The sequence below is a fragment of the Parabacteroides sp. KHUB-01 genome (genome assembly GCF_056640935.1).
Map to the genome: position 1 here is coordinate 1,122,569 of NZ_CM153256.1, position 25,412 is coordinate 1,147,980.

At 42.1% G+C, this 25,412-nt stretch carries 23 protein-coding genes and 1 other RNA gene; 13 read left to right on the plus strand and 11 right to left on the minus strand.

Features of this window, described 5'->3' with window-relative positions:
* Nucleotides 1-14: 14 nt before the first annotated feature.
* A complete protein-coding gene (locus ACYIAR_RS05080) occupies nt 15-977 on the plus strand; it encodes a 2-hydroxyacid dehydrogenase family protein (protein ID WP_480332529.1) in 963 nt (320 codons plus the stop codon).
* Between the two features lie 25 nt (nt 978-1,002).
* Entirely contained in the window at nt 1,003-1,491 is a 489-nt protein-coding gene (locus tag ACYIAR_RS05085) for an N-acetyltransferase family protein (protein WP_480332530.1), read from the plus strand.
* 68 nt (nt 1,492-1,559) lie between these two features.
* Here the strand turns inward: ACYIAR_RS05085 and ACYIAR_RS05090 are convergent, their stop codons facing one another.
* Nucleotides 1,560-2,816 carry a lipase family protein gene (locus ACYIAR_RS05090; protein WP_480332532.1) on the minus strand — a complete coding sequence of 419 codons (1,257 nt, stop codon included), beginning with the start codon at nt 2,814-2,816 and terminating at the stop codon, nt 1,560-1,562.
* 174 nt (nt 2,817-2,990) lie between these two features.
* Here ACYIAR_RS05090 and ACYIAR_RS05095 point away from each other — a divergent pair, with 174 nt between their 5' ends.
* Entirely contained in the window at nt 2,991-3,542 is a 552-nt protein-coding gene (locus tag ACYIAR_RS05095; RefSeq protein ID WP_480332534.1) for a GNAT family N-acetyltransferase, read from the plus strand.
* Here ACYIAR_RS05095 and ACYIAR_RS05100 read toward each other — a convergent pair.
* Both ACYIAR_RS05100 and ACYIAR_RS05105 read right to left on the minus strand, forming a co-directional pair.
* Nucleotides 3,518-3,970: a GNAT family N-acetyltransferase gene (locus tag ACYIAR_RS05100; protein WP_480332536.1), complete on the minus strand. Its 453-nt coding sequence runs from the start codon at nt 3,968-3,970 to the stop codon at nt 3,518-3,520. The genes ACYIAR_RS05095 and ACYIAR_RS05100 overlap by 25 nt on opposite strands.
* Before the next feature lie 50 nt (nt 3,971-4,020).
* Nucleotides 4,021-4,860 (minus strand): helix-turn-helix domain-containing protein, encoded by an 840-nt coding sequence (locus tag ACYIAR_RS05105; RefSeq protein ID WP_480332538.1) that lies wholly within the window; start codon nt 4,858-4,860, stop codon nt 4,021-4,023.
* A gap of 79 nt (nt 4,861-4,939) precedes the next feature.
* Here ACYIAR_RS05105 and ACYIAR_RS05110 point away from each other — a divergent pair, with 79 nt between their 5' ends.
* Nucleotides 4,940-6,373: a DUF1593 domain-containing protein gene (locus ACYIAR_RS05110; RefSeq protein ID WP_480332540.1), complete on the plus strand. Its 1,434-nt coding sequence runs from the start codon at nt 4,940-4,942 to the stop codon at nt 6,371-6,373.
* Nucleotides 6,374-6,467: 94 nt separating this feature from the next.
* Nucleotides 6,468-8,228 carry an aspartate--tRNA ligase gene (aspS, locus tag ACYIAR_RS05115; protein WP_480332542.1) on the plus strand — a complete coding sequence of 587 codons (1,761 nt, stop codon included), beginning with the start codon at nt 6,468-6,470 and terminating at the stop codon, nt 8,226-8,228.
* Between the two features lie 204 nt (nt 8,229-8,432).
* Here aspS and ACYIAR_RS05120 read toward each other — a convergent pair whose 3' ends face one another.
* From ACYIAR_RS05120 to ACYIAR_RS05145, 6 genes are all read right to left on the minus strand, one after another.
* The gene (locus ACYIAR_RS05120) at nt 8,433-9,425 is read right to left on the minus strand and encodes a redoxin domain-containing protein (RefSeq protein WP_480332544.1); all 993 of its coding nucleotides are present in this window, start codon (nt 9,423-9,425) and stop codon (nt 8,433-8,435) included.
* On the minus strand, nt 9,422-10,198 hold the full coding sequence (locus ACYIAR_RS05125) for an EFR1 family ferrodoxin (RefSeq protein ID WP_480332546.1): 777 nt from the start codon (nt 10,196-10,198) through the stop codon (nt 9,422-9,424). Before ACYIAR_RS05125 ends, ACYIAR_RS05120 begins: the two co-directional genes overlap by 4 nt.
* Before the next feature lie 7 nt (nt 10,199-10,205).
* Nucleotides 10,206-13,907 carry a methionine synthase gene (metH, locus tag ACYIAR_RS05130; protein WP_480332548.1) on the minus strand — a complete coding sequence of 1,234 codons (3,702 nt, stop codon included), beginning with the start codon at nt 13,905-13,907 and terminating at the stop codon, nt 10,206-10,208.
* Nucleotides 13,908-13,929: 22 nt separating this feature from the next.
* The gene (gene smpB / locus ACYIAR_RS05135) at nt 13,930-14,391 is read right to left on the minus strand and encodes an SsrA-binding protein SmpB (protein ID WP_480332550.1); all 462 of its coding nucleotides are present in this window, start codon (nt 14,389-14,391) and stop codon (nt 13,930-13,932) included.
* 21 nt (nt 14,392-14,412) lie between these two features.
* Nucleotides 14,413-15,003 carry a Yip1 family protein gene (locus ACYIAR_RS05140; protein WP_480332552.1) on the minus strand — a complete coding sequence of 197 codons (591 nt, stop codon included), beginning with the start codon at nt 15,001-15,003 and terminating at the stop codon, nt 14,413-14,415.
* Between the two features lie 158 nt (nt 15,004-15,161).
* Nucleotides 15,162-15,938 carry a BFO_2992 family lipoprotein gene (locus ACYIAR_RS05145; protein WP_480332554.1) on the minus strand — a complete coding sequence of 259 codons (777 nt, stop codon included), beginning with the start codon at nt 15,936-15,938 and terminating at the stop codon, nt 15,162-15,164.
* A gap of 440 nt (nt 15,939-16,378) precedes the next feature.
* Between ACYIAR_RS05145 and rnpB the strand changes: the two genes are divergently transcribed.
* The 3 genes from rnpB (at nt 16,379) to ACYIAR_RS05160 (ending at nt 19,556) form a co-directional block, all read left to right on the plus strand.
* Nucleotides 16,379-16,747, plus strand: an RNA gene (gene rnpB, locus ACYIAR_RS05150) — RNase P RNA component class A.
* A 101-nt stretch (nt 16,748-16,848) separates the two neighbouring features.
* Nucleotides 16,849-18,210 carry a YihY/virulence factor BrkB family protein gene (locus ACYIAR_RS05155; protein ID WP_480332556.1) on the plus strand — a complete coding sequence of 454 codons (1,362 nt, stop codon included), beginning with the start codon at nt 16,849-16,851 and terminating at the stop codon, nt 18,208-18,210.
* Nucleotides 18,207-19,556 carry an MATE family efflux transporter gene (locus ACYIAR_RS05160; protein WP_480332558.1) on the plus strand — a complete coding sequence of 450 codons (1,350 nt, stop codon included), beginning with the start codon at nt 18,207-18,209 and terminating at the stop codon, nt 19,554-19,556. Before ACYIAR_RS05155 ends, ACYIAR_RS05160 begins: the two co-directional genes overlap by 4 nt.
* Nucleotides 19,557-20,000: 444 nt before the next feature.
* On the opposite strand, the gene ACYIAR_RS05165 is transcribed toward ACYIAR_RS05160, so the two are convergent.
* Nucleotides 20,001-20,876 carry an NAD kinase gene (locus ACYIAR_RS05165; protein WP_480332560.1) on the minus strand — a complete coding sequence of 292 codons (876 nt, stop codon included), beginning with the start codon at nt 20,874-20,876 and terminating at the stop codon, nt 20,001-20,003.
* A 104-nt stretch (nt 20,877-20,980) separates the two neighbouring features.
* Nucleotides 20,981-21,508 (minus strand): CBS domain-containing protein, encoded by a 528-nt coding sequence (locus ACYIAR_RS05170; protein WP_480332562.1) that lies wholly within the window; start codon nt 21,506-21,508, stop codon nt 20,981-20,983.
* A gap of 180 nt (nt 21,509-21,688) precedes the next feature.
* Here ACYIAR_RS05170 and ACYIAR_RS05175 point away from each other — a divergent pair, with 180 nt between their 5' ends.
* The 5 genes from ACYIAR_RS05175 (at nt 21,689) to ACYIAR_RS05195 (ending at nt 25,163) form a co-directional block, all read left to right on the plus strand.
* Nucleotides 21,689-22,405 (plus strand): pyridoxine 5'-phosphate synthase, encoded by a 717-nt coding sequence (locus ACYIAR_RS05175; RefSeq protein WP_480332564.1) that lies wholly within the window; start codon nt 21,689-21,691, stop codon nt 22,403-22,405.
* Between the two features lie 99 nt (nt 22,406-22,504).
* A complete protein-coding gene (locus ACYIAR_RS05180) occupies nt 22,505-23,230 on the plus strand; it encodes a MotA/TolQ/ExbB proton channel family protein (RefSeq protein ID WP_480332566.1) in 726 nt (241 codons plus the stop codon).
* 106 nt (nt 23,231-23,336) lie between these two features.
* Nucleotides 23,337-23,750, plus strand: coding sequence for an ExbD/TolR family protein (locus ACYIAR_RS05185; protein WP_480332568.1), 414 nt, complete (start codon nt 23,337-23,339; stop codon nt 23,748-23,750).
* A gap of 20 nt (nt 23,751-23,770) precedes the next feature.
* Nucleotides 23,771-24,616 carry an energy transducer TonB family protein gene (locus ACYIAR_RS05190; RefSeq protein WP_480332570.1) on the plus strand — a complete coding sequence of 282 codons (846 nt, stop codon included), beginning with the start codon at nt 23,771-23,773 and terminating at the stop codon, nt 24,614-24,616.
* 1 nt (nt 24,617) lies between these two features.
* Nucleotides 24,618-25,163: a DJ-1 family glyoxalase III gene (locus ACYIAR_RS05195; RefSeq protein ID WP_480332572.1), complete on the plus strand. Its 546-nt coding sequence runs from the start codon at nt 24,618-24,620 to the stop codon at nt 25,161-25,163.
* Nucleotides 25,164-25,412 lie beyond the last annotated feature (249 nt).

The window sequence follows — 25,412 nt, forward strand, 5'->3', positions numbered from 1 at the left end:
AAACGTAAACGACCATGAAAAAAATACTTGTGACCTATGATATGTTCCGCGAAGGATTCACTGAATTGGAAAAGCTTTATGACGTGACCTTTCCTGATGGACGTGATTTCACTTATGAAGAAGTGTTTGAAATGATTCCGGAATATGATGTATTGTGTTCTATGTTCGACTTTCCGGTAAATAAGGAATTAGTGGACCATGCTCCAAATCTGAAACTTGTATCCAACTATGCTGTCGGGTATAACAATATAGATGTAGCTTATTGCCTGGAAAAAGGTATAACAGTAACCAACACTCCAGGTCCTGTTACTGCCCCGACTGCCAATATTGCTTTGGGATTAATGCTCGACACTGCGCGCCGCATAACAGAATGTGACCGTAAACTCCGCCGATTAGGAAAACAGATGAAAGTGGGTGTACTGGAGAATTTAGGTCTTCCTATTGATGGTAAGACATTGGGTATAATCGGAATGGGACGTATCGGACAGGCTTTGGCGAAACGTGCCGTTGCATGCAATATGAATATAATTTATCACAATCGTCATCGTTTATCTCCTGAAGAAGAAGCAGCGATTCCAGCTCGTTATGTTTCTAAAGAAGAACTGCTGGCACAATCTGATTTTGTTTCAATCAATGCGCCTTATACTCCTGAAACATATCACATCATCGGAGAAAAAGAATTGAAACAAATGAAATCTTCTGCTGTGCTGATTAATACGGCACGAGGTCCTCTTGTCGACGAGCATGCACTGGTTAAGGCTCTGCAGGACGGAACTATCCACGGCGCAGGATTGGATGTTTTTGAATTCGGAGACCATCCGCTACCTGAATTATTAGAACTTGAAAATGTTGTTCTTTGTCCGCATATCGGAACACAAACATACGAAACCCGAGTTATCATGGCTCAAACTGTTTGTGACAACGTGATTGGATTTCTGGAAGGTGACCGTCCTATTACGCGGGTGTTGCATCCGTAAAAACTCTTTCTACTAATAAATTACAATGGATACAAAATACAACTACATAATCCGTCCAATAAAAAAAGAGGAAATTTATTTGCTCAGGGATTTTCTATATGAAGCTATATTTATACCAGAAGGCATCAAACCTCCGGCAAAAGAAGTTGTAGATTTGCCCGAACTGAAAGTTTACATAGAAGGTTTTGGAGAAAATAAAGACGATTATTGCCTGATTGCAGAAACTAATGGCAATATAATCGGTGCTGTTTGGTGTAGGATTATGAACGATTATGGACATGTAGATAATAGTACACCATCTCTTTCCATTTCCTTATATAAGGAATATAGGAATAAAGGAATTGGGAACCAGCTAATGATTGAAATGATAATGTTACTTAGAAATAAAGGGTATAAACAAGTATCACTGTCTGTTCAAAAAGCCAATTATGCTGTTAAAATGTACCTGAAACTTGGTTTTAAAACTATAAAGGAAACAGAAGACGAATTTGTTATGGTGAAAAATATTATCTAAGACAAAAAGTTTATTACAAACAAAAAGGGTTAATTCCATTTGTTAGTAATAAGCTTTTTCTATAAATATCACATATTTTCCTGCATTATCGGTCCTATCAACTCCCACAACCCCATATAACGCAACATAAACTCAACTCCACCCAACACATGGCTCGGCATCGAAAGGTCAACCAGTGTTGATGACTGCCAAAGCTTATGTGCATTCACGGCATTGGAATATGGCACAAAATCGTCTTTCGGTGAATGATAAAGCATTATCAGAGTCTGTGGTTGAAATGAAGTATTCACCAATGAATTTTTCCGCAAGGCTTCTATAACTGCCAGAACATCTTTATTATTGTTATAATCAGGTGCAGCAAAAAAATCGGGATGCAGCACTTTGGTTATATCATTTCCCAAGGCATTGTGCCATTCTGAAAGTGGTCGTGTAGAAAACATTTCATTCAGTCCTTCATCAATAACCTCTGGAGCATACAGATTCTCATCGCTCACAGTCAATTGTTCTCCATAAACCATGCCACGTATCAGATAAGGAGCATACCCCGTATGCATATAAGACATAGAACCAATTGTTGGAGAAGTGAATACTTCCAAAGTATTTATAAGGTCATACACACCACCTCCGGCATATACACCACGAATAGATTCAGCTTGCCCACGTTCTTCCAGTTCCAACAAAGTCGCAATTGTAGCCTGTCCACCTTGGGAATAACCTAAGAGTTCAATATCATCATCATTTTCCGTAATGGATTTGTATTTCAAATATTCCCGTGCAGCCTCAATCATATCGGCACAAGCTGTTCCTGTCAGCTTATTATGCAAATATGGGTGCTGACGGTCGGGAGTCTGGCTGGAACCATAGCCCAAATAATCTGCCATTACTACGATATGTCCGCTCACAACAGGCAGCATCTCGTAATAGAAAAGCTGCTTCGACGGAGCATCTTCCATATCCAACGTGCCGTGCTGGATGCTCAGCAAATGCTCATATGAAATCGTTCCCTCAGGAATTGCAATCACTCCAGAAGCAGTAACTTGTTTTCCATCTACTCCAGTTGTATTATATTCGATAGCAGCCACATCAATACTGCATATCAAGGAACTAAGCAGTTCTTCAGGAATATTGATTCCTTGTGAAGATGCAAAATCTGCAACCTGAGATGCTATTTCTGTTTTATCAATATGTTTCTCAGCAATAATGCCACTGAGGAATTTATTAGATTCACCAGGTTCTTCAAAAGGGGCTTCATCTTTGTTACATGCTGCCATAAATAACAGCAGAAACAATACCAGAAGTTTGTTTGTGATTATATGATTATTCATTATCTAGTATTTTTATTGGTTAGTCTGATTTCTGTAAAATTAGTTATTTATAGATAAACAAAAAAAACTTTATTATTATCTTTAATGCATTGTTGTTCTTTTATCCAAATTGACAACAGACGTTATGTAATCGTTTGCGGCTGACTAATTTCTATATGAAGTAAAATTTAAATCATGAAAATAAATAAACTAAATAAACGACTCCGAGCATGGCAAATATCTGACATTCCATCTTTGGCTAAATATTTGAATAACAAAAAGATTTGGAACAACTGTCGGGACCGCCTTCCTTTTCCTTATACGGAAGAAGACGCACGTTCTTTTATCGAATATGCAATGAGCCAGCAAGAACAATGCGAATTCTGCATCGAAATAAATAACGAAGCTGTTGGCAATATCAGTTTTATGCGAGGGAATGATGTTGAACGTTTCAATGCAGAAACTGGTTATTGGCTTGCTGAACCATTCTGGAACCAAGGTATTGCAAGTGAAGCACTTCAAGAAGCGCTGCGGCGTTATTTTGCTACAACGAATGTCATCCGTATAGTCGCCAATGTTTTTGAGAACAATATAGCTTCAATGCGAGTGCTTGAAAAAGTTGGATTCCGAAAAGTCGGCATCCATCATAAAGCATGTTTCAAAAACAATTGTTTTTTGGATATTCATTGTTTTGAGTTGTTGAAAGAAGAATTTCAGAAAGATTATAACAAACTCTTCCTAAAATAAATCATATCCTTCAGCACCTTTCCATCCTCTATAATAGGATGGTCATAATTATCAGTGAAAAAGTTCGGGACAATATGGGAATAAACAAATCCGCATTTCTGATAAAATGAAATTGTCTGCCGGCTATCTCCTGTTCCTACAATCATTAAATCAAAACTATCCTTATAATAATGGCATAAGTATTCAATCATCATCCTTCCTAACCCTTGCCTCTGACATTCCGGAGCAACAGCCAGATTTTTAAGTTCGCATACGCCGTTTGTTTCATCGGTAACGACAGCAGAACAGACAGGTTCATTATCTGAATTATACATAACAAACATATCTCCCCTGTCCAGATATTTATCTATCATTGACTCCTGTTCATCAGCAAGAAACAAAAGCGGCATAAAACGTTTCTTATTATTTATAATTTTTTCAATTTGCATAAATCAACCCGTTTTACAACAAAATTAATAAATCTTATCATCATTATCCATCACCTGCTTCTCCTCTTATAATCCCGAGGAGAACATTTCGTTATTTTCTGAAAAGCAGTATTGAAACAGCTAATGGAATTAAAACCACAATCATAGCATATTTCAGTAATATTCATATCCGTGGTGAGAAGCAATCTTTGGGCATGAGTTGTTCTTTCGTCGATTAAATATTCATAAATGCTTCTCCCGAAAGTTTTCTTGAAAATAGAATTTGCATAGTCAGGATGCAAACCGACAGACTTGCTTATGTCCGACACTTTTATAGGATTCTGATAATTCTGAGCAATATAAACAGCGATTTTTTCAACTACACTTGTATCATTGTTCCTTATTCCAATAAAAGAATCCGCTTTATCAACATTCATAGCCATCCGGCTTAGTCTGGCTTGCATTTCAAGTTTGATAATATTATTCATAAAATCTGTTCCACATTCATCTATCCATTTTCTGATAATAAATTTGTCGTACATTGAATATGAATTATCATTCTCCATAAGAATATTTCCCTTGACTATCATTTCCACAAATTGAGCCGGCAATTTCCAGCTTAAAAACAAAGAAAAAGGAATTGTGCAGACATAATACTGACTGTTATTTTCAAACCCAACAATCTGATGCGGTATAAGTCCCCAGAAAACAATCAGCCTGTTTGAAGGAATCGTTATCTTCCTGTCATGAAAAAGATAAGTCAGATTTCCTTCAGGCAAGAAATTTATCTCTATTTCGTTATGCCTGTCACGATTATACATCAACCGAGGTTTCCACAATTCACAGGACAACCCATATTCGCTGAATACATTTTCCGCGGAGTTAATATTACTAAAAATCTCGGTTTTCATTATGTTTGAATATAAATATTGACAGAATTACTAAAATATAGAGTGTAAATTTGATGTATTAATTTTAATTATTCAAATTATGAAGAAACTAAATTTCAGTTTATTGCTTATTTTTCTTTCTCTGTTTATTTCAGATTATAATGTTTTCGCAGAGAAAACAAATACTAATGTCAAAACACTAAAACCGAGAATCGTTGTCCTGACAGACATTGCACCTGTTGATATCGAACCGGACGATATGGAATCAATGATAAGACTCTTGTCACATGCAGATTTGTATGAAATTGAAGCATTGATTACAACAAGCGGATGGAACAGCAGCGGAAAGAAATATCCGCACAGTTGGAACGATAGTTTGCAAAGCGTGATTAATGCCTACGAAAAAGATTTGCCAAATTTGATGAAGCGCTCGGCTCAGAATTCATTCATGCCATTGAAAAAAGAAGCCGGAAAACAATATATCGGATACTGGCCAAGTCCGGGATACTTGAGAAGCGTAACAATGATGGGCAGCCTGGATTTCGGTCATGAATCTCTCGGTGAGGACAACAACTCTGAAGGAAGTGATTTCATAATAAAACTTGTGGACCAGAAAGACAGCCGCCCGATATGGTTCACTCTATGGGGCGGAGGCAACACTCTCTCACAAGCTATATGGAAGGTTATGCAGGAAAGAAGCCCAAGCGAAGTGGAAAAGTTCCTAAGCAAAATATATATCTATGCCATAACAGACCAGGATGTTCCATGGGATAAAAGAGGAAAATATAAACTCAGCTCTCACTACTGGCTAAGAGAGAAATTTGGCGATAAAATTAAATTTATTTGGGACGAAAGCGCATGGCTTTCCCAAAACGGTATTGGTGCAAAAAACTGGAATGAATATGCAAAACATATTCAGAAACACGGAAACATGGGGAAAATATATCCCAAAAACAAATATGGTGTTGAAGGCGATACACCTTCGTTTCTGCATATTCTGCCAAACGGACTGAACGACCCTACAGAACTTGACCAAACCGGCTGGGGCGGATATTTTGTTTTTGGAAAATCCTTAGACAAAGAAACTTCATGTTTCACCAATTCTTCTCCGGAAATAAAAAAGATTTCACAGAAATATGAGAAATATTTCTATCAGGCAGCTTTCAACAATTTTGCTGCACGAATGGATTGGGCAAAGGATGGAAAAGGAAACAGAAACCCTGTTGTCATTGTTAACGGGAAGAAAGGACTTGGAATAATCAATGTCAAAGCAAAAGCAGGAAAAGAACTCAAACTGGATGCCAAAGGCACATTTGACCCCGATAATGACAAATTATCATATAAATGGTGGTGCCTGAAGGAAGCCGGAAATTATGAAGGAGATATAAAGATCAGCAACAACGACAAAATCAGCTCATCCGTTATCATTCCTTCTGAAGCAAAAGGGAAAACAATACATATCATCTGCGAAGTGACAGATAACGGTACGCATCAGCTGAAAGGATACAGAAGAGTTATCGTCCATGTCAGATAAATCATGATTTTATTCGCGTATTCCGCCGAATTTATGTAAGTTTGCAGATTGATTGTAAAAAGCAATAAAGTAACACAAAATAAAGAGTAAAATCATGTACAGAACAAGAACATGTGGAAACTTGCGTCTGGCTGACGAAGGACTGATAGTTACTTTGGCCGGATGGGTTCAGAAGACTCGTAAAATGGGTGGTATGACATTCGTGGACTTGCGCGACCGTTATGGAATCACTCAGTTGGTTTTCAACCATGAAGTTGATGCTGAGCTTTGCGAAAAGGCAAACAAACTTGGCCGTGAATATGTAATTCAGGTAACAGGAACAGTTCGCGAACGTTCAAGCAAGAATCCTAATATCCCGACAGGTGAAATCGAACTTGTTGTTTCAAAGCTGAATATATTGAATTCGGCTGTAACTCCTCCTTTCACTATCGAAGATGATACAGACGGTGGCGACGATTTGAGAATGAAATATCGTTATCTGGATTTGCGCCGTAACGCTGTTCGCAAAAACTTGGAATTGCGTCATAAAATGGCTTTCGAAGTGCGCAGCTATCTTGATAAGGAAGGTTTCCTTGAAGTTGAAACTCCAGTATTGATCAAATCAACTCCGGAAGGTGCACGCGACTTCGTTGTTCCTTCACGTATGAATCCGGGACAGTTCTATGCTTTGCCTCAGTCTCCTCAGACTTTCAAGCAGCTGTTGATGGTTTCAGGTTTCGACCGTTATTTCCAGATTGTAAAATGTTTCCGCGACGAGGACTTGCGTGCTGACCGTCAGCCTGAGTTTACTCAGATTGACTGCGAAATGAGCTTCGTTGAACAGGAAGATGTTATCCAGACATTCGAAGGAATGGCTAAGCACTTGTTCAAGACTATCCGCGGAATTGAGATAAAAGAACCATTCCAGCGTATCTCATGGCAAGACGCTATGAAATACTACGGAAGCGACAAACCGGATTTGCGTTTCGGCATGAAATTCGTGGAATTGATGGATATCATGAAAGGCCACGGTTTCTCAGTGTTCGACAACGCTGCTTATATCGGTGGTATTTGCGCTGAAGGTGCTGCAACTTACACTCGCAAGCAGTTGGATGCTTTGACAGACTTCGTTAAACGTCCGCAAATCGGTGCTAAAGGTATGGTTTATGCTCGTGTTGAAGCTGACGGAAATGTAAAATCTAGCGTTGACAAATTCTACTCTCAGGAAGTTCTTCAGCAGATGAAGGAAGCATTCGGTGCAAAACCGGGCGACTTGATTCTTATCCTTTCAGGAGATGATGCTATGAAGACTCGCAAGCAATTGTGTGAATTGCGTCTTGAAGTTGCTGAACAGCTTGGTTTGCGCGACAAGAATAAATTCGCTTGCCTTTGGGTTGTTGATTTCCCATTGTTCGAGTGGAGCGAAGAAGACCAGCGCTTCTATGCAATGCACCATCCGTTCACTTCTCCAAAACCGGAAGATGTTCCTTTGTTGGACACTGATCCGGGTGCTGTACGTGCTAATGCATACGATATGGTTATCAACGGTGTTGAAGTTGGTGGCGGTTCAATCCGTATCCACGACAGCCAGTTGCAGGACAAGATGTTCAAGCTGTTAGGCTTCACTGAAGAAAAGGCTCACGAACAGTTCGGCTTCCTGATGGATGCATTCAAATATGGTGCGCCTCCTCACGGTGGTTTGGCTTATGGTCTTGACCGCTGGGTTTCATTGTTCGCAGGTTTGGATTCAATCCGTGACTGTATCGCATTCCCTAAGAACAATTCAGGACGTGACGTAATGATTGATGCTCCTTCAGCAATTGACGATGTTCAGCTTGACGAACTTAATCTTAAGATTGACCTTAAGGAGAAATAAATTATAGATGGCGAGTTAACAAGATTACAAGTTGACGAGTCGAACAAAAGCCGATAGAAATCTGATAAAAATTTCTATCGGCTTTTTGTATAAAGTATATTCAATTTTATTATGCGATAAATATAGCAATAATGGTGTATATATAAACAAAAACGAGTTGACAACCTGATGCCTTGTCAACTCGTCTCTCTTTAACCTGATATATTATTTACCGCCTAAAAGCTTCTCCAATGTCTCATGCAAAACTTCCTCACGCAAGTCACGTCCGATAATCTTTCCATCCGGATCAAGGAGAACATTTGATGGAATGCCGCGAACTGCATATAAGCCCGGAACTTCAGAATCCCAATACTTAAGGTCTGAAACATGAGTCCAAGTCAGCTTATCATCAGCAATCGCCTTCAACCAGCGTTTCTTGTCCTTATCCAGTGAAATACCGATTATTGTAAAGTTCTTGTCCTTATACTTATTGTATGCTGCCACCACATTAGGATTTTCCTTGCGGCATGGAGGACACCATGAAGCCCAGAAATCAAGCAACACATATTTTCCTCTGAAATCAGACAACGACACTTTCACTCCTGCTGTATCAGGCAATGAAAACTCAGGAGCAATCTGGCCAATCTGAACTTTCTCCAACTTGGCAATAATACCATCCAAATCTGTCACATAAGGGCAAGACGACAAAGAAGCGTCAATCTTTGCTCTCGTAGCCTTCAAATCATCAAGAGGCAACTGATATGTGAAATAGCGATACAAATAAAACGCAGCAGCAGACGAAGTCGGATATTTTGTAATCAAGCTGTCAATATTGAATCCATCGGCAAACACCTTTTCCGCATTGCTTTGGAATATAGCATTTTCCTGAGAATTAAGCACCTCAGTAATCTTTCCTTCTTTATCCATTGTCACAGTCATTTCACTGTTCTCAACGAATAGCTGTGAAGGATAATCCATTTCCTCAGTCTGCAAACCATAAAGAAGCGGCTGAGCCACTTTTCCCTCAAAGCGGAAACTTCCGTCCTTTATTTCAGCCGAATCCTCAACAAAGAACATCTTGTTTCTGAATGATTTCAGATATATCTTTCCGGAAGACACACCATCCATCTTTCCTTCTATAACATAGCCTTCAGGCTTCTGCTGACAGCCGGCAAACAAAGCCGATGCCAGAATAAATAAACCTACTTTCTTTATCATTTCCTTTTGTTTTTATATCTTCCTTTTTTCTTTGTTTCGTTTCCGTATTCTATAGCTCTCACCGGACAATTATGAATACATGCAAGACATTGTGTGCAAGTGCCTTTCCAAACAGGTCTTTTGTCTTTGCCAATCTCTATAACCGACGAAGGGCAAACATCGGCACACAACCCGCAGCCAATGCAGTTTTCCGTTGCATAAAACTTTTTCCTGTCTGCCATAAATTTACAGAATAAAGGATAAACCATCTTCGTCTTCAATCCTGGCATAGAGCCTTTTGTATATAAATCACCCGAATTGCTTTCCTCGCCCTTTATCACCTTTACTATCTGTGCAATCCTGGCAGGAACTGCATCCAGCTTCTTTTCCTCCAAATCCTTGGAATCCACATCAAAGCCGGGCAGCAGAATATAATTGTTCGGCATCTGCACAGAGAAATATCCAGTAAGAGAAATTCCTTTCTTTGCCAGCGCCTTGCCGAAAACCTCGGCAGCCAGACCGCAATCATCACCGCACGAGCAAACTGCCCACACTGGCTGACCTGCATAACCCGCTGCTTCCCAGATTTTCAGAAATTCCATAATCGAAACAGCCGGTCCCCAGCTATGAACCGGAAACACAAATATAATCTTCTCCTCCGGCTTCAATTCCGGAAGAGAATTATGCGACACCGGCCTATAATCTTTCACCGGAAACACCTGTTCTCCGGTTTCCTCGCTCAAAAGGCGTGCCGCATAGGCTGAATTCCCGGTTGCAGAGAAATATAGAATCATAGCAACATTATTTTCCCATTTCCAAATTCTTCACCAGAAGTCCGCGAACCTCATCTTCCGACATATTTCTCCTTCCGGCATAGTCTTTCATCTGCTCTTCCGAAACTGTTCCAATCATAAAATAAGAACTTTCAGGATGAGCAATATACAAACCGCTCACAGCTGCAGTAGGCAACATCGCCCCGTTCTCAGTCAGAGAAATGCCGATACGAGAGAAATCAAGAAGCTCGTCAAGAACGAAATTCAGTTTCTGGTCCGGCAGCGAAGGATAGCCCACAGCCGGACGTATTCCCTTATATTTCACCTTGAACATTTCATCAACAGTCAAATCCTCGTCCGGAGCATAACCCCAGTACTGCTTGCGTACCTTCTCATGCAAATACTCAGCCGTTGCCTCAGCCAATCGGTCAGTAAGAGTTTGCAGAAGCACTGTATTATATGTGTCGCCCTCAGCCTCAAATTCCTCCTTCAGCTTGTCGGAACCAAAACCACCGGTCACGGCAAAAGCACCCACATAATCCGTCTTGCCCGCAGTTTCCGGCATCACATAATCCGCCAGAGATTTATATACGTCATCTTCCCTCTTCGCCTGCTGGCGCAATGTCGGGATACGAACCGATGAATTTATCACCAAATCATCACCTTCGCTATGTGCCGGGAAGAATCCGTAAAGCGCACGGCAATAATCAGCCTTCATAGCGGACAATCTGTTCAGCAATCGCAAAGCATCCTTGTGCAGCTGCATAGCTTCCGAAGCCTTCGCACGCTCTTCTTCAGGGAAAGAAGTCAGCCACATAGCACGGCACGAGTCGCAACCGTGGATATTGGCAATACCGGCAAACTTGCCTCCCAGTTTCCAGGCATGGAAAAAGAATGTCCAATTTATATATGGTATAACATCGTCAATCGAAACAGACATTGAATGTACTCCCTGCTGAGCCGGAACACACGGACTATAACCATCCCAGTCAAGCTCAACTTTCTTCGAGCGAGCCTCAGAAAGAGAAACAAGCTCAACAGACTTAGCCCCAACCGAAGCCCTCAACGCCTCATATTCACGCTTCAGTTCTTCGATATAAGCATCCCTTGTGTCCTTATTAAGCAGCTTAGCAGCAATAATCGGATTCTGCGACGCATCCAAAACATGGATAACAGGATAATCATAATGCGGAGCAATTTTCACCGCAGTATGCAATTTTGAGGTAGTTGCGCCGCCAACCATAATAGGAATATTCAGCCCTGCCTTCTGCATCTCCTTGGTCACATTCACCATCTCCTCAAGCGAAGGAGTAATCAGACCTGAAAGACACACCAAATCCGGCTTCTCCTCAATTGCCGTACGGACAATCTTCTCGGCAGGCACCATCACACCAAGGTCGATAACCTCATAATTGTTGCAAGCCAGAACTATTGAAACAATATTCTTTCCAATATCGTGAACATCGCCTTTCACTGTGGCAAACACCACCTTTCCTGCCTTAGTAGAACCTGCACTGCTATTCTCTGCCTCAATTGCCGGCTGGAGAATTGCCACAGCCTTCTTCATTGTGCGGGCAGTTTTCACCACCTGCGGCAGAAACATCTTTCCTGCGCCAAACAAGTCGCCCACCTTGTTCATTCCGCTCATCAGCGGACCTTCAATTATATTCACAGCCTTAGGATAAACACCCAAAGCCTCCTTCAAATCTTCCTCAAGATGCTCGCCCACTCCTTTAATCAAGGCATATTCCAGACGCTCCTGAAGCGAAGCCTCGCGCCAAACCTCATGCTTTTCCTCATGGCCGCCTTTGTCCACAGCCTGCATCTTCTGGGCATAGGCAATCAGGTCTTCCGCAGCATCCGCACGGCGAGCCAGGATAACATCCTCAAGCAAATCTCTCAGCTCCGGCTCAATGTCCTCATACAACACCGATGATGAAGGATTCACAATACCCATATCCATACCTTTGGCAATAGCATGATAAAGGAACACCGCATGCATAGCCTCACGCAGATAATTATTTCCGCGGAACGAGAATGAAAGGTTGCTCACACCACCGCTCACCTTCGCTCCCGGCAAATTATTCTTTATCCATTCAACGGCACGGATAAAATCAAGCCCATAATTGTTATGCTCCTCAATACCCGTCGCAATCGCAAGGATATTAGGGTCGAATATTATATCATTAGGATTGAATCCCACTTCATCGCAAAGCAGTCTGTATGCACGACCGCAAATCTCCACCTTTCTCTCAAACGTATCAGCCTGTCCTTTTTCGTCGAATGCCATCACCACAACCGCAGCCCCAAGCTGCTTGATGCGGCGCGCATGTTTCAGGAATTCCTCCTCACCGCCTTTCAGCGAAATAGAGTTCACAATACTCTTTCCCTGAACGCACATCAGTCCTTCCTCTATAACTTCCCATTTCGACGAGTCAATCATCACCGGCACACGGGCAATATCAGGCTCAGCAGCAATAAGATTCAGGAATGTTTTCATCTCCTTCACAGTTTCCAGCATTCCGTCGTCCATATTTATATCCAGAATCTGCGCCCCATCTTCCACCTGCTTGCGGGCAATGAGAAGAGCCTCTTCATAGTTTCCTTCCTTAATCAGACGGAGGAACTTTCTCGAACCGGCAACATTACATCTCTCGCCCACATTCACGAAGTTATTCTCCGGCTTCACCTCAAGCAGCTCCAGACCGGACAGCCACAGGCAATCCGCCTTCTTCACCGGCACATGAGGCTTAGCCCCTTTCACAAGTTTCGGGAACTGAGCAATATGAGCAGGAGTTGTCCCGCAGCATCCGCCCAGGATATTCACCAGACCTTCGTCGATGAAAGGCTTCACGTGCACCGCCATTTTCTCCGGAGTCTCGTCATAAGCGCCGAAGCTGTTAGGCAATCCCGCATTAGGATAAGCACTTATATAATAAGGAGCATTATTCGCCAGTTCAGCAAGATAAGGCTTCATATCAGCCGCGCCGAATGAGCAGTTCAGCCCCACACTCACAATATTGGTATGCTGCACCGAAGCCAGAAAAGCCATCAGCGTCTGTCCCGAGAAAGTGCGTCCGCCCTGCGCCGACAATGTCAGCGACAACATAATAGGCAAATCCTTGCCCATCTCCTTCAGCACCGTATCGGCAGCTTCAAGTCCGGCCTTCACATTGAGAGTATCGAAAGTAGTTTCAAACAGGATAATATCCACACCGCCCTCAACAAGTCCCTCAACCTGTTCCTTATAGGCAGCATACAAATCCCTGTATGTCACGGCGCGGAAAGCAGGGTCGTTCACATCCGGGCTCATCGAAGCCGTCTTGTTGGTCGGACCGATTGAGCCCGCCACAAAAACAGTACGTTCCGGAAACTCCTGCATAAAACCGTCGGCAACCTCGCGCGCCAGCTTTCCCGCAGCCACGTTAATCTCCTTCACATACGCCTGCATGCCATAGTCCTCCATCGACACGGCATTGGCATTGAAAGTGTTCGTAGCAAAAATATCAGCACCTGCATCCAGATACTGACGGTGAATGGATTTTATCACATCCGGACGAGTCAGGCAAAGCAAATCATTGTTGCCCTTCAGCTGTCCGGGGAAATCGGCAAAACGCTCGCCACGATAGTCCTCTTCCTTCAGCCCGAAAGTCTGGACCATCGTTCCCATACCTCCATCCAATATCAAAATACGCTCACCAAGGAGCGACAAAAATTTTTCCTTATTCATTCAAGCAGTTTTGTGAAGTTTGTTATCTTTTGAACGCACGGTCCATCTCACGTCTGTCGTCACGCTCACGAATTGAATCGCGCTTGTCATATTCCTTCTTACCTCTGGCAATCGCAATCACCACCTTTGCCAGACCTTTTTCATTGATGAACAGACGGGTAGGGACAACAGTGAATCCCGAAGTATGCACCGATGCCGCAATCTTCCTCAGCTCCTTCTTTGTCAGTAGCAGCTTGCGGTCGCGGCGTGCCGTATGATTGTTGTATGTTCCGTAGAAATACTCTGCGATATACATATTCTTAACCCAAAGCTCGCCTTTCTCCACGATGCAGAAAGTATCCACCAGACTAGCCTTGCCCAAGCGCAATGATTTTATCTCAGTTCCTGTCAGCACAATACCGGCAGTAAACGTGTCCAGCAATTCATAATCAAACGTGGCTCTCTTGTTCTTAATCACCACGTCTTTCTTTATTTTCTCTTTCATTTTCTCAGCCTTTTAAATTAATCAGACATGCAAACCCGGCATCATAACCTCAACCAGCAGTTCCACCAAAATCGGGAATCCGATAATAAAGATAGTCGAAACAACTGTCACCTTCAGCCTGTCCTTAGTTTCAACCTTCATAAAAGCAGGAAGTCCTTCCCACACTATACGAAGCGTATAAATCACAAATACATACAAAAAGAACAAGTCCGGGATAAGCATCCTTATAATAGTCAGAGCATACATATATGCCGATGCATACCCGATAAAATGCTGCCAGCGGCGAAGCCTGCGATGCATATCCACAAACTTCGAACAGAATTTCTTTATATAATACGAAGCCAGATAGAAGCCTCCTATATATGCCACCACTGTCCTGATTGAATTCTTCAAAGCCAACTCAAGCACAAATTCCTTGTGAGTGAAAACACTCAGAAACGAAGCCAAAGTCACAAGCCCAATCAACGGATAAAGATAATTGGCAAAAAAAGGATCATCCTTATAATCCACTCCTTTTTCTTCAGCCCTATCCTCCTTGTTCGCTATTATATTCCAGGCACGGTTAGGCTGAAAAGTTACGGCTAGCACCCAGCTAAATATTTTCTTGTACATAAAATGTATATTATATTGTTATTAAATGCTTTGTTAGTTGACGAGTTGACGAGTTAACAAGTTGACAAGTTGACGAGTTGACAAGGCTACAGAAAATAAGACTATTCTACTTGACTACTTGACTACTTAACTACTTAACTCCTTAACTACTTGACTCCTTACTCCTTAACTTCCTCCCCATTCTCCAACACCGAATAAACCTCCGACGCATTCCACACAAACCCCGGATAATTCGAATTGAACTGTTTCGGATAAACCACCTGAAACCTTATAGTATCGTCCGTTCTTTCAGGAGAAGTCTTTGCCCATTCCACAAAATCAGTCAGGTCGAATGCCTGAGGCAGCACCTTCTGCTCCGTAACCGAATCTTTCTCAGCAATCGAGCCAAACGAGCGCAGATAAAGACGATAAACCTTCCGGCTGCTGTCGGCAGTATATACAAGCCCTTCGGCAGGAAGGAAACTCATCCGGAACGAATCCACCTGAGTCTGATAATGACTGCCATACTCCATATACAGAAACAGATGATTGCTCACGAATCCACCCTTTGGAATATCGAAGTCCAGGAAATGCTCATCAGCCCTTATCATCGTGTCCGGCTCAGTCAGCATCAGCTGTTTCCATTTCGGTACCGGCTTATAAATCAGCCAGTCCGTATGCCAGATACCTTGCAGCGTGTCAGTCTGCGTGTCATAGTTTATCTGAAAATCCACCAGGCAGCAGTCTGCATCTTTCACTGCCAGAGTGTCCAGCTCCTGCGCTTCCAGCGTCATCCCGTTCCTCAGATGTATCTGCTTTCCGTCAGCCAGGCGCACCACTCCCGCCTGTGAGCCGAATTTCACTATTGTCCCGGATTCTCCCATGCACGAAAACATCGCCACGCATAATATCAAACAAATTATATGCTGGTTTATCCGACTGAAATATTTGTCCATAATTCTTTCATTTGTTTTATTTTCAAGGGCATATATCTGACCGCTTACAAACTAGACGTTTAAGCCAGGTATATTTTTATTCAAAGGAACAAAGGTAATAAAAATAATTAAGTATAAATAAGCTTGTAATATTCATTAAGAACTTTGTTTTTTATATTATCATTCAATGTTACTACCACTAATAATAAATTAATCAGGTAGTATTATAATCTTAAAACTAAGACTTAGTTTTTATAATCTAAAGCTCAGTTTTAAAAAACTAAAGCTTAATTTTTAGAAACTGAAGCTTAGTTTTCAAAACATAATAGACATTTATAAGTTTCAAATACTTGATACAGAAATATTGAAAGGCAAAATGGATAAAAATGAAGAACTACTATTATATTATGTATTTTGCGACTGTATAATATTTTTCTTACCTTTGTCTTCAATAATTCAAAACAGTTTGTCGGCTTGTCGCTCACTTTTCGGAGTGTGAGGAAAGTCTGGGCAACACAGAGCACCATACTTCTTAACGGGAAGCAGTCCGCGAGGGTTGAGTAATGTAACAGAGAATAACCGCCATGGCTGATGCTGTGGTAAGGGTGAAAAGGTGAGGTAAGAGCTCACCGGGTCTTTTGGCAACAAAGGATGCCGTACAACTTATGGGTTGAAAGGTCATGTATACCGGCGCATGTAGGGCTGCTCGTCCGATGCCGGGGGGTGGACCGATAAAGCTCATCGGCGACGGTGAGATCAGATAAATGGCAGGCACTTTTTCCGGTAATGCGGAAGAAGCACAGGACCCGGCTTACAGACAAACTGTTTTTTTAAAATAAAGACAAGGCAACAAGGTTTCAGATACAAGAAAAAACCTCGTAAACTCGTCAACTTGTTTTCTTGTCAATGTCAACTCCATAAAACGCGCGCTATGACTCCACAGGATAAAGAGAAATCATTAATGAAACGTATCAGTGACTTCCTTTCGTGGGCCATACACTTTGTCACTTATGATATATGGCGAATAACCGAAAATGAAGTTTCCGGGCTGAAAATCATTTATCTCAATATTATAAAAACGATAATTCTTGCAGTACGGGGATTTATCAATGATAATTTGCAGACGAAGGCTTCGGCTCTCACCTACAACACGCTGCTTGCCATTGTTCCGCTGCTTGCCGTATTGCTGGGTATTGCAAAGGGGTTCGGATTTCAGGGAACTGTGAGAGATGAGCTTCTGGATTATTTCCCAGGGCACGAGGTGGAACTGACCAAGGCTTTTGAGTTTGTTGACAGTTATCTGGTGCAGGCTCAGGGCGGAGTTATTATCGGGATTGGTCTTATTTTGCTGTTCTATACGGTTATCAGCCTTTTGTCGTCGATCGAAGATACTTTCAATGATATATGGCAAATACAGAAATCCAGACCTTGGTACAGGAAGATTTCCGATTATCTTGCTTTGTTTATTATTCTCCCTGTGCTGATGACGGCTTCGAGCGGTATATCTATTTTTCTGTCCACTTTGCAGAATTCGTTCCTGAGCCATTATCTTTTCCTCACTCCGGTGCTGGAACTTATCCTGAATATCCTGCCTTATGTGATTACTTCGCTTGCCTTTGCAGGACTTTATATTTCGCTGCCTAATACGAAGGTGAAATTTTCGAACGGGATAATTGCGGGAACTATTGCGGGATGTGCTTTTCAGTTTTTCCAGTTTCTTTATATCAGCGGACAGATTTGGGTGAGTAAATATAATGCCATTTACGGTAGTTTTGCTGCCTTGCCGCTTTTGTTGCTGTGGCTTCAGCTGTCGTGGCTGATTTGTCTGTTTGGCGCTCAGCTGTCGTATGCATCGCAGAACGTAAGAAAATTCAGCTTTGAGCGTGACAGCAAAAATATCAGCCGACGGTATAAGGATTTTCTTACGCTGCTGATTGCTACTCTTATCGTGAAGAGATTTGAAAAGGGGGAAAAACCTTATACGGCTGACGAGTTGTCGAATTCATACCAGATTCCGTTCCGACTGACAACGCAAATCCTGTATCTGCTGATGGAATTGGAAATAATAATTGAGGTGAATGTTGGCGAGGATGACCGCATTGCTTATTATCAGCCGGCAATAGATATCAACAAGATTTCGGTGGGTTATCTGTTTTCGAAAATCGACCGTGCCGGGTCGGAAAAGTTCAAGATTGATACTATTAATCTTTTCAACAGGGAATGGCACACTCTTCTGCAGACAAGAAAGGATATGCTGCAGGCAAGCGACAAAATTTTGCTTAAGGATTTATGATGAAAAAGGAAAAGCGTGATTTGACAGTTGGACCGGTTGGCAAAACTATATTGGGATTTGCTTTGCCGCTTCTGATAGGTAATCTCCTGCAACAGTTGTATAATCTTGCCGACAGCATTATTGTGGGGCGTTTCCTGGGGAAAGAGGCGCTGGCGGCGGTTTCGGCGTCTTTCTTCATATATTATTTTATTATTTCGTTTGTGATTGGCATCGGTAGCGGAACGTCTATCGTTGTGTCGCAGTATTTCGGCGCCAAAAAGCTTGAGAAGGTGCAGCAGGCGTTTTCGAGTTTCTTCATTTTCATGTTTATTGTCGGTATTTTGCTTTCTATCGGCGGTATTATTTTTGCTGAGCAGATTTTCCGAATCACACAGACTCCGGAGGAGGTTATTCCGGAAGCTGTGAAATATTTCCGTATTTATATTGGCGGGACGTTTTTGTTTATGACGTTCAACAGTGTGATTTCCATTCTGAGAGGACTGGGCGAATCTGTGCGTCCGATGCTGTTCATATTTATGTCGAGCGTGCTGAATATTGTGCTTGATTTGCTTTTCATTGTTGTTTTCGACTGGGGAATCGAAGGGGCGGCACGTGCTACGGTTGTGGCTCAGGGAATCGGGATGTTTGTTGCCTTGTGTTATGTAAATGAGAAACATCCTATTCTTTCCATCAAGCGGAAGGATTTGCTGTTCGACAAGGAAGTTTTCCTACAAAGCCTGAGAATCGGGTTGCCGACAAGCGTGCAGCAGTGCGCCATTGCGCTGGGGCTTATGACTTTGCTGGGAATTGTGAACCAATTCGGCACCAATACGCTGACGGCATACGGAGCGGCAGGAAAAATTGATACGCTTATCACCCAGGCGATACTTACTCTTTCCGGGGCGCTGTCGACTTTCTGCGGGCAGAATGTTGGAGCCGGGAAAATGGAGCGTGTTCACGAGGGTGTACGCTTTTCGATGATGATAAATATTGCTTTCGGGATTGTGATGTTTGCCGCGGTTTATTTTGCGGGCGACTATATGATGATGATTTTCACCAACGATAAGGATGTGGTTGAGATTGGACACAGTTATCTGACGATTACGGGATTTTTCTTTTGTATTCACGGAGCACTGAATGTGTTCAACGGGGCACTGCGTGGAGCGGGCGATACTTTCTTCACCATGATTGTGAGCCTTCTGTGTTTGTGGCTTGTGAGAATTCCTCTGGCTTACTGGTTCAGTGAGTTCCTTCAGCAAGATGGTATTTGGTGGGCGATAAACGGTAGTATCGGTATCGGCTTTGTTATTACTTTGGGATATTATCGTAGAGGGAAATGGAAGGAGAAAAGAGTTGTAGGGAAGTAAGGAGTTAAGGAGTTAAGGAGTTAAGGAGTTAAGGAGTTAAGGAGTTAAGGAGTTAAGGAGTTAAGGAGTTAAGGAGTTAAGGAGTTAAGGAGTCAAGGAGAATACTCTTGTTTTCTGTAGCCTTGTCAACTCGTCAACTTGTCCCCTTGTCAACTGTACAAACCTATATAAAAAAGAAAAGGTTGTCTCACGACAACCAATCTCCATTGTTAACCTTAAATCTAATACCATGAAAAACACATTGCAAATATAGAGAGTTTATGTTATACAACACAAACTTTTGCTTGGAAAATTCAATATTTTAAATCTGTTTAACAAAAACATGCTTTACAACATAGTTTTATAAACAGATTTTTGCTATAAAACATATTTTTCGTGGCTTAAATATTAGTTTCAACACTGAGTTCACAGAGAAATTGAGCCAATTAAATTGGCTCGTTTTCCTCATTTTATTCTTGCATCAGCTCCCCACATCAGTTTTTCTCGCAATGTTTTATAGAATGTATGATTATATCTTTTGAGAACCTTTGCCGTATAGTCCGCCTTGCAGATTGACAGTTTGATGTCGGCAGGGAAAATCTCAGAACGGCCGTCAAGCGAAACAAGGAATGTTTTATTACGGCTTTCGATATGCAAATCTATCTTGCAATTATCCGGAATGACCAGCGGACGCACATTAAGGGAATGTGGCGCAACCGGGCTCAGGACAAGACTGTTGTTCTGAGGCACGATAATCGGTCCGTTTACACTCATGGAGTATGCTGTGGAGCCGGTCGGTGTTGCTATTACAAGTCCGTCTGCCTGATATGATGTGAGATATTCATCGTCGAGCATTGTGTGGATTGTTATCATTGATGATGTGTCGCGCTTCAGCACTGCAACTTCGTTGAGGGCACAGTTGTAGCCTCTATATCTCCTTTCCTCAGTCTTGAGGCAGAGCAATGTTCTTTCTTCAATCCGATAGTAGTTCTTGAAGATTTCTTCGAGCGTTTCCTCTATCTCGTTGCTGCTGATATCGGCAAGGAAACCAAGGCGGCCGGTGTTTATTCCTAATATTGGAATATTCCTGCTGCCTATGACTGCTGCCGTGCGAAGGAATGTTCCGTCGCCACCGATGCTCAAAGCCAAATCTATATGGTCCACCGAATATGTTATTACGTCATTGATGTCCGGATGATAGTCGAATTCCTCACATATATATTTATAGAAAGCTGAATCAGGATATATTTCTGCTCCGAGAGACTTCAGTTTTTCGAACACGCGACGTATTACGCTTTGCTTTTCTTTTTGATATTTGCTTCCGAATATGCCTATTTTCATTTTTAGTTTTTGAGTTTTTAAGTTTATTAGTTTATTAGGGGACGAGTTGACAAGTTGACAAGGCTACAGAAAACAAGAGTATTCTCCTTAACTCCTTGCCTCCTCTACAAAAAACACCTCAACACCTCATCCACCCTTTGCTGAAGTGAATCATTCACCGCTCCTGCTTTCATTGAATAATAAATCACGGAATAATTGAAGCGCTCCAAACTGCGGATTACGGCTGTGGCATCTTCGAGATTTATTTTCAACAGCAGTTGCATACGGTCGGTCAATGGGATATAACGTGTCAGAAGGGCTTCAATCCGGGCATCGTTGGATTCGGCGATGCGGGAAATTTCGGAAAGAGCATAGTCTCTGTCATACATTTCAAGGATGATAAGACTTCCGGGCTTGTCCATGCAGGTCATATTCACCAAAGCATTGACAATATCCTTTCTGTCCAATATTCCGATAATATTCCCGTCGGAATCTTCTACTTTTACAAATTCCAAATCCTTGTCGGCAACAACGGACAATGCATTCAATATGGAATCATCTGCCCTAAGCGACGGAACGGAGTCGGAAAATGAATCAGTGGAATAGCCTTTTAAGGACGATATATCTTTTGTTATGAAATCTTTCACCAACATTTTTTCCTTTATTTTCTAAATCATATTAAATTTGCACGATAGTATATATCAGAAAGAGACCAGAGAACAAGGATGCAGACACAAGGTTATGAAATGACCTTGTCAACCCGTCAACTTGTTAACTCGTCTTCTATGAAAACATATACAAAAGTAGTCAAAGATAAAAGATAATAATAGAAGATGACAAATTTAAGTGTAAACATTAACAAAGTGGCAACTATCCGCAATGCCCGCGGAGGTAATATGCCTGACGTGTTAAAAGTAGCACATGATGCTGAAGTTTTCGGTGCACAAGGAATCACAGTTCACCCTCGTCCGGACGAAAGACATATCAGATACAGTGATGTGTATGGTCTGAAACCTATTGTCCGCACTGAGTTTAATATAGAAGGTTATCCTTGCGACAAGTTCATTGACCTTGTGATGAAAATCCGCCCGACACAGGTGACGCTGGTGCCGGATGCTCCGGATGCGATAACATCAAATGCTGGATGGGATGTAAAAGAGAATTTTGATTTCCTTTCAGACCTTGTGGAAAGATTCAGTAGCAATGGAATCAGAACTTCTATCTTTGTCGGTACTGATATAGAAAATATCGAATGGGCGGCAAAAACAAGAACCGACCGTGTTGAGTTATATACAGAGCCTTATGCTACTATGTATCCTAAAGACAGAGAGGCGGCTGTTGCTCCGTTTATCGAAGCGGCTAAGGCTGCTAAGAATCTTGGTCTTGGTGTGAATGCCGGTCACGATTTGAGTCTGGAGAATCTTGCCTTTTTCAGCCAGAATATTCCTTGGCTTGAGGAAGTGTCAATTGGTCATGCCTTGATTTGCGATGCTTTGTATCTTGGGCTGGAAGAGACTATCAAGCAGTATAAGAATTGCCTTGTGAAATAAGATACAAGATACAAGGGGACGAGGCCACAGATACAAGGATTATAAACCTCGTCAACTTGTCAACTCGTCAAATATAAAAAACAATAAATATACAGAAAAATGAATTTCCTACTATCAATTATGGCAGCCGCACAACAGAATGCAGCTGACCAAATGCCGGATTTGACATCTGCAGTTACAACAACTCCGTTGGCAACGGAAGCAGAACTTAACATCATCGACCTTGCGTTCAAAGGCGGATGGATTATGATTGTTCTTTTACTTCTGTCGCTGATGGCTATCTACATTTTCATTCAGCGCCTGATGGTTATCCGCCGTGCCGGACGTGAAGATGAGAATTTCATGAACAGAATCAAAGATTATATACATGACGGAAAAGTTGATTCGGCTCTTAATCTTTGCCGTACAACAAACACTCCGTCTGCAAGAATGATTGAGAAAGGTATTACTCGCCTGGGCAGACCGATGAACGATGTGTTGGTTGCCATCGAAAACGTGGGTAACCTTGAAATTGCGAAACTGGAAAAAGGTTTCCCATTGATTGCTACAACTGCTGCAGGTGCGCCTATGCTTGGTTTCCTTGGAACTGTTACAGGTATGGTGCGTGCGTTCTTCGACATGGCTAATGCTGGTACAAATGTTGACGTGTCATTGCTTTCAGGCGGTATCTATGAAGCGCTGGTTACTACTGTTGGTGGTCTGGTGGTTGGTATCATCGCATTGTTTGCTTACAACTATCTGGTATCACAGGTGGACAACGTGGTGAACAAGATGGAAGCTCGCACTATGGAGTTCATGGACTTGTTAAATGAACCTGCTAATTAATTCAAGGGGACAAGGATACAGATACAAGTGAACAAGGTTACAGAAACAAGTATATATTCCTTGTCAACTTATGACTTATCAACTGGTCACCTAAAAAACTAAAATTATGGCTTTAAAAAGAAGAACAAAAGTAAACGAATCGTTCAGCATGGCTTCCATGACTGACGTTATATTCCTGTTGCTTATCTTCTTTATGGTTACCTCAACAGTTGTTATCCCGAATGCTATCAAAGTGACTCTTCCTCAGGCAAAGCAGCAGACAGCAGCAAAGCCTCTGACAAGAGTAACTATCGATGCTTCGCTTAACTATTATGTTGCATTCGGTAAGCAAAAAGAGATACAGGTCACTTATGAGGAAATAACACCGTTCCTGCAGGACTGCTACAATAAGGAACCGGAAATGTTCGTTGCTTTATATGCAGACGAAACTGTTCCATATAAGGAAATCGTTAAGATTCTGAACATAGCAAACGAGAATAAATTCAAAATGGTGCTGGCAACAAGACCACAGAGGAATTAAGATAAACACAGTGTCCAATTATGAAATTAAATAAAGATGACATATATGGCTTGACTGGTTCGCTGATTTTTCATGCTATTATATTCCTTGTCCTTTGGATGACAGTGCTGAAAGCGGAAATTCCGGAAGATGATGGAGGTATTTTGGTGAACTTCGGAAACGTGGATGCTTCGGCAGGCACTTTCGAACCGAAATATACCGGTCAGGAATTGCCTCAGGAAACTACTACCACTCCTCCACCTGCTGCAAAGCCGGTTGAGGAAGTGAAGGAAGAACTTGTCACTCAAGACCTGGAAGAAAGCGTTTCTCTGAATGAGGAGAAAAAGAAGAAAGAAGAAAAGAAAAAGAAAGAAGAGGAAGAGAAACGCAGAATAGAAGAAGAAAAAGAACGCCAGCGCCAGATTGAAGCCGAGAAAAAGCGCAAAGCTGAAGAGCAGCGCAAGAAGGAACAGGCAATCAAAGACAAGATTGCAGGTGCTTTCGGTATCGGTTCGGCTGAAGGCAACAACCAGGGCGACGCTGGTGAAGGCAGCGGAAACCAGGGCAGTCCGTTCGGCAACAGCGACCATGGAGCAAATGAAGGTGTGGGCGGTTATGGCTCATTCAACCTTAACGGACGTTCCATCGGTGCCGGTGGTCTTCCTCGTCCGGCATATACTATTCAGGAAGAAGGACGCATCGTCATAGATATTACTGTCAACCCGAAAGGTGATGTCATCTCGGCAAGCATCGGACGTGGAACAAATATCGACAACGCATCCATGAGAAAAAGCGCGCTCGACGCCGCACGCCGTGCTAAGTTCAACAGCATCAGCGGTGCGAATAATCAGAGCGGAACTATTACTTACTTATACAAATTGAAATAACATGAAAAAAGCATTCGTATTCTTGGCAGAGGGTTTCGAGGAAACTGAAGCCTTGGGAACAGTGGATGTATTGCGCCGCGCAGGCATCGAAGCTACAACTGTATCCATTAACAATGAGAAATGTGTGAAAGGTGCGCATAATATTCCAGTTATGGCTGATATTTGCTTTAATGAAGCTAGCTTTGACGGAGCTGATGCTCTGATATTACCTGGAGGTATGCCGGGTTCTAAGAACCTTAACGAATGCGAACCTCTTAAAGAAGCATTGTTGCAGCAATTTCGAGAGAACCGCATTGTTGCGGCTATATGCGCTGCTCCGCTGGTTTTGGGTGGTCTTGGATTGCTTAAAGGAAAGAAGGCTACATGTTATCCTAGCTTTGAACCTACATTGATTGGTGCGGAGGTTACAGGCGAACCAGCTGTTACAGACGGAAATGTGATAACAGGAAAAGGTCCGGGCTTCGTATTCAACTTTGCTCTGGCTCTGGTAGCTGCAATCAAAGGCGAAGCTGTTGCAGAAGAAGTGGCAGCAGGATTGCTTATTTAAGAGATAAATTATCAGATAAACAATATTGAATAAAGAGAATTCAAGTTTCGCAAGTTACTCAACTTAAAAGTTAACAAGGCTTCAGATACAAGTTGACAAGGTCAGAACACCTGTAATTTCACGAATAAAAATTTGAATACCTTGTCAACTCGTCACCTGTAAGTTGAGCTTGCGAAACTTAAATTATTAACGGCAGACTAATAATCAGACAGAGATAAAACTTAAAAACATATAAACTTTAACACACAC

Coding starts and splice junctions, on each gene's coding strand:
- ACYIAR_RS05080 (WP_480332529.1), top strand. CDS start 15: ATGAAAAAAATACTTGTGACCTATGATATGTTCCGCGAAGGATTCACT.
- ACYIAR_RS05185 (WP_480332568.1), top strand. CDS start 23,337: ATGGCTTTAAAAAGAAGAACAAAAGTAAACGAATCGTTCAGCATGGCT.
- ACYIAR_RS05190 (WP_480332570.1), top strand. CDS start 23,771: ATGAAATTAAATAAAGATGACATATATGGCTTGACTGGTTCGCTGATT.
- ACYIAR_RS05160 (WP_480332558.1), top strand. CDS start 18,207: ATGATGAAAAAGGAAAAGCGTGATTTGACAGTTGGACCGGTTGGCAAA.
- ACYIAR_RS05090 (WP_480332532.1), bottom strand. CDS start 2,816: ATGAATAATCATATAATCACAAACAAACTTCTGGTATTGTTTCTGCTG.
- ACYIAR_RS05155 (WP_480332556.1), top strand. CDS start 16,849: ATGACTCCACAGGATAAAGAGAAATCATTAATGAAACGTATCAGTGAC.
- ACYIAR_RS05085 (WP_480332530.1), top strand. CDS start 1,003: ATGGATACAAAATACAACTACATAATCCGTCCAATAAAAAAAGAGGAA.
- ACYIAR_RS05120 (WP_480332544.1), bottom strand. CDS start 9,425: ATGATAAAGAAAGTAGGTTTATTTATTCTGGCATCGGCTTTGTTTGCC.
- ACYIAR_RS05170 (WP_480332562.1), bottom strand. CDS start 21,508: ATGTTGGTGAAAGATTTCATAACAAAAGATATATCGTCCTTAAAAGGC.
- ACYIAR_RS05175 (WP_480332564.1), top strand. CDS start 21,689: ATGACAAATTTAAGTGTAAACATTAACAAAGTGGCAACTATCCGCAAT.
- ACYIAR_RS05095 (WP_480332534.1), top strand. CDS start 2,991: ATGAAAATAAATAAACTAAATAAACGACTCCGAGCATGGCAAATATCT.
- ACYIAR_RS05145 (WP_480332554.1), bottom strand. CDS start 15,938: ATGGACAAATATTTCAGTCGGATAAACCAGCATATAATTTGTTTGATA.
- smpB (WP_480332550.1), bottom strand. CDS start 14,391: ATGAAAGAGAAAATAAAGAAAGACGTGGTGATTAAGAACAAGAGAGCC.
- ACYIAR_RS05165 (WP_480332560.1), bottom strand. CDS start 20,876: ATGAAAATAGGCATATTCGGAAGCAAATATCAAAAAGAAAAGCAAAGC.
- ACYIAR_RS05100 (WP_480332536.1), bottom strand. CDS start 3,970: ATGCAAATTGAAAAAATTATAAATAATAAGAAACGTTTTATGCCGCTT.
- ACYIAR_RS05125 (WP_480332546.1), bottom strand. CDS start 10,198: ATGATTCTATATTTCTCTGCAACCGGGAATTCAGCCTATGCGGCACGC.
- ACYIAR_RS05140 (WP_480332552.1), bottom strand. CDS start 15,003: ATGTACAAGAAAATATTTAGCTGGGTGCTAGCCGTAACTTTTCAGCCT.
- ACYIAR_RS05195 (WP_480332572.1), top strand. CDS start 24,618: ATGAAAAAAGCATTCGTATTCTTGGCAGAGGGTTTCGAGGAAACTGAA.
- ACYIAR_RS05110 (WP_480332540.1), top strand. CDS start 4,940: ATGAAGAAACTAAATTTCAGTTTATTGCTTATTTTTCTTTCTCTGTTT.
- ACYIAR_RS05105 (WP_480332538.1), bottom strand. CDS start 4,860: ATGAAAACCGAGATTTTTAGTAATATTAACTCCGCGGAAAATGTATTC.
- metH (WP_480332548.1), bottom strand. CDS start 13,907: ATGAATAAGGAAAAATTTTTGTCGCTCCTTGGTGAGCGTATTTTGATA.
- ACYIAR_RS05180 (WP_480332566.1), top strand. CDS start 22,505: ATGAATTTCCTACTATCAATTATGGCAGCCGCACAACAGAATGCAGCT.
- aspS (WP_480332542.1), top strand. CDS start 6,468: ATGTACAGAACAAGAACATGTGGAAACTTGCGTCTGGCTGACGAAGGA.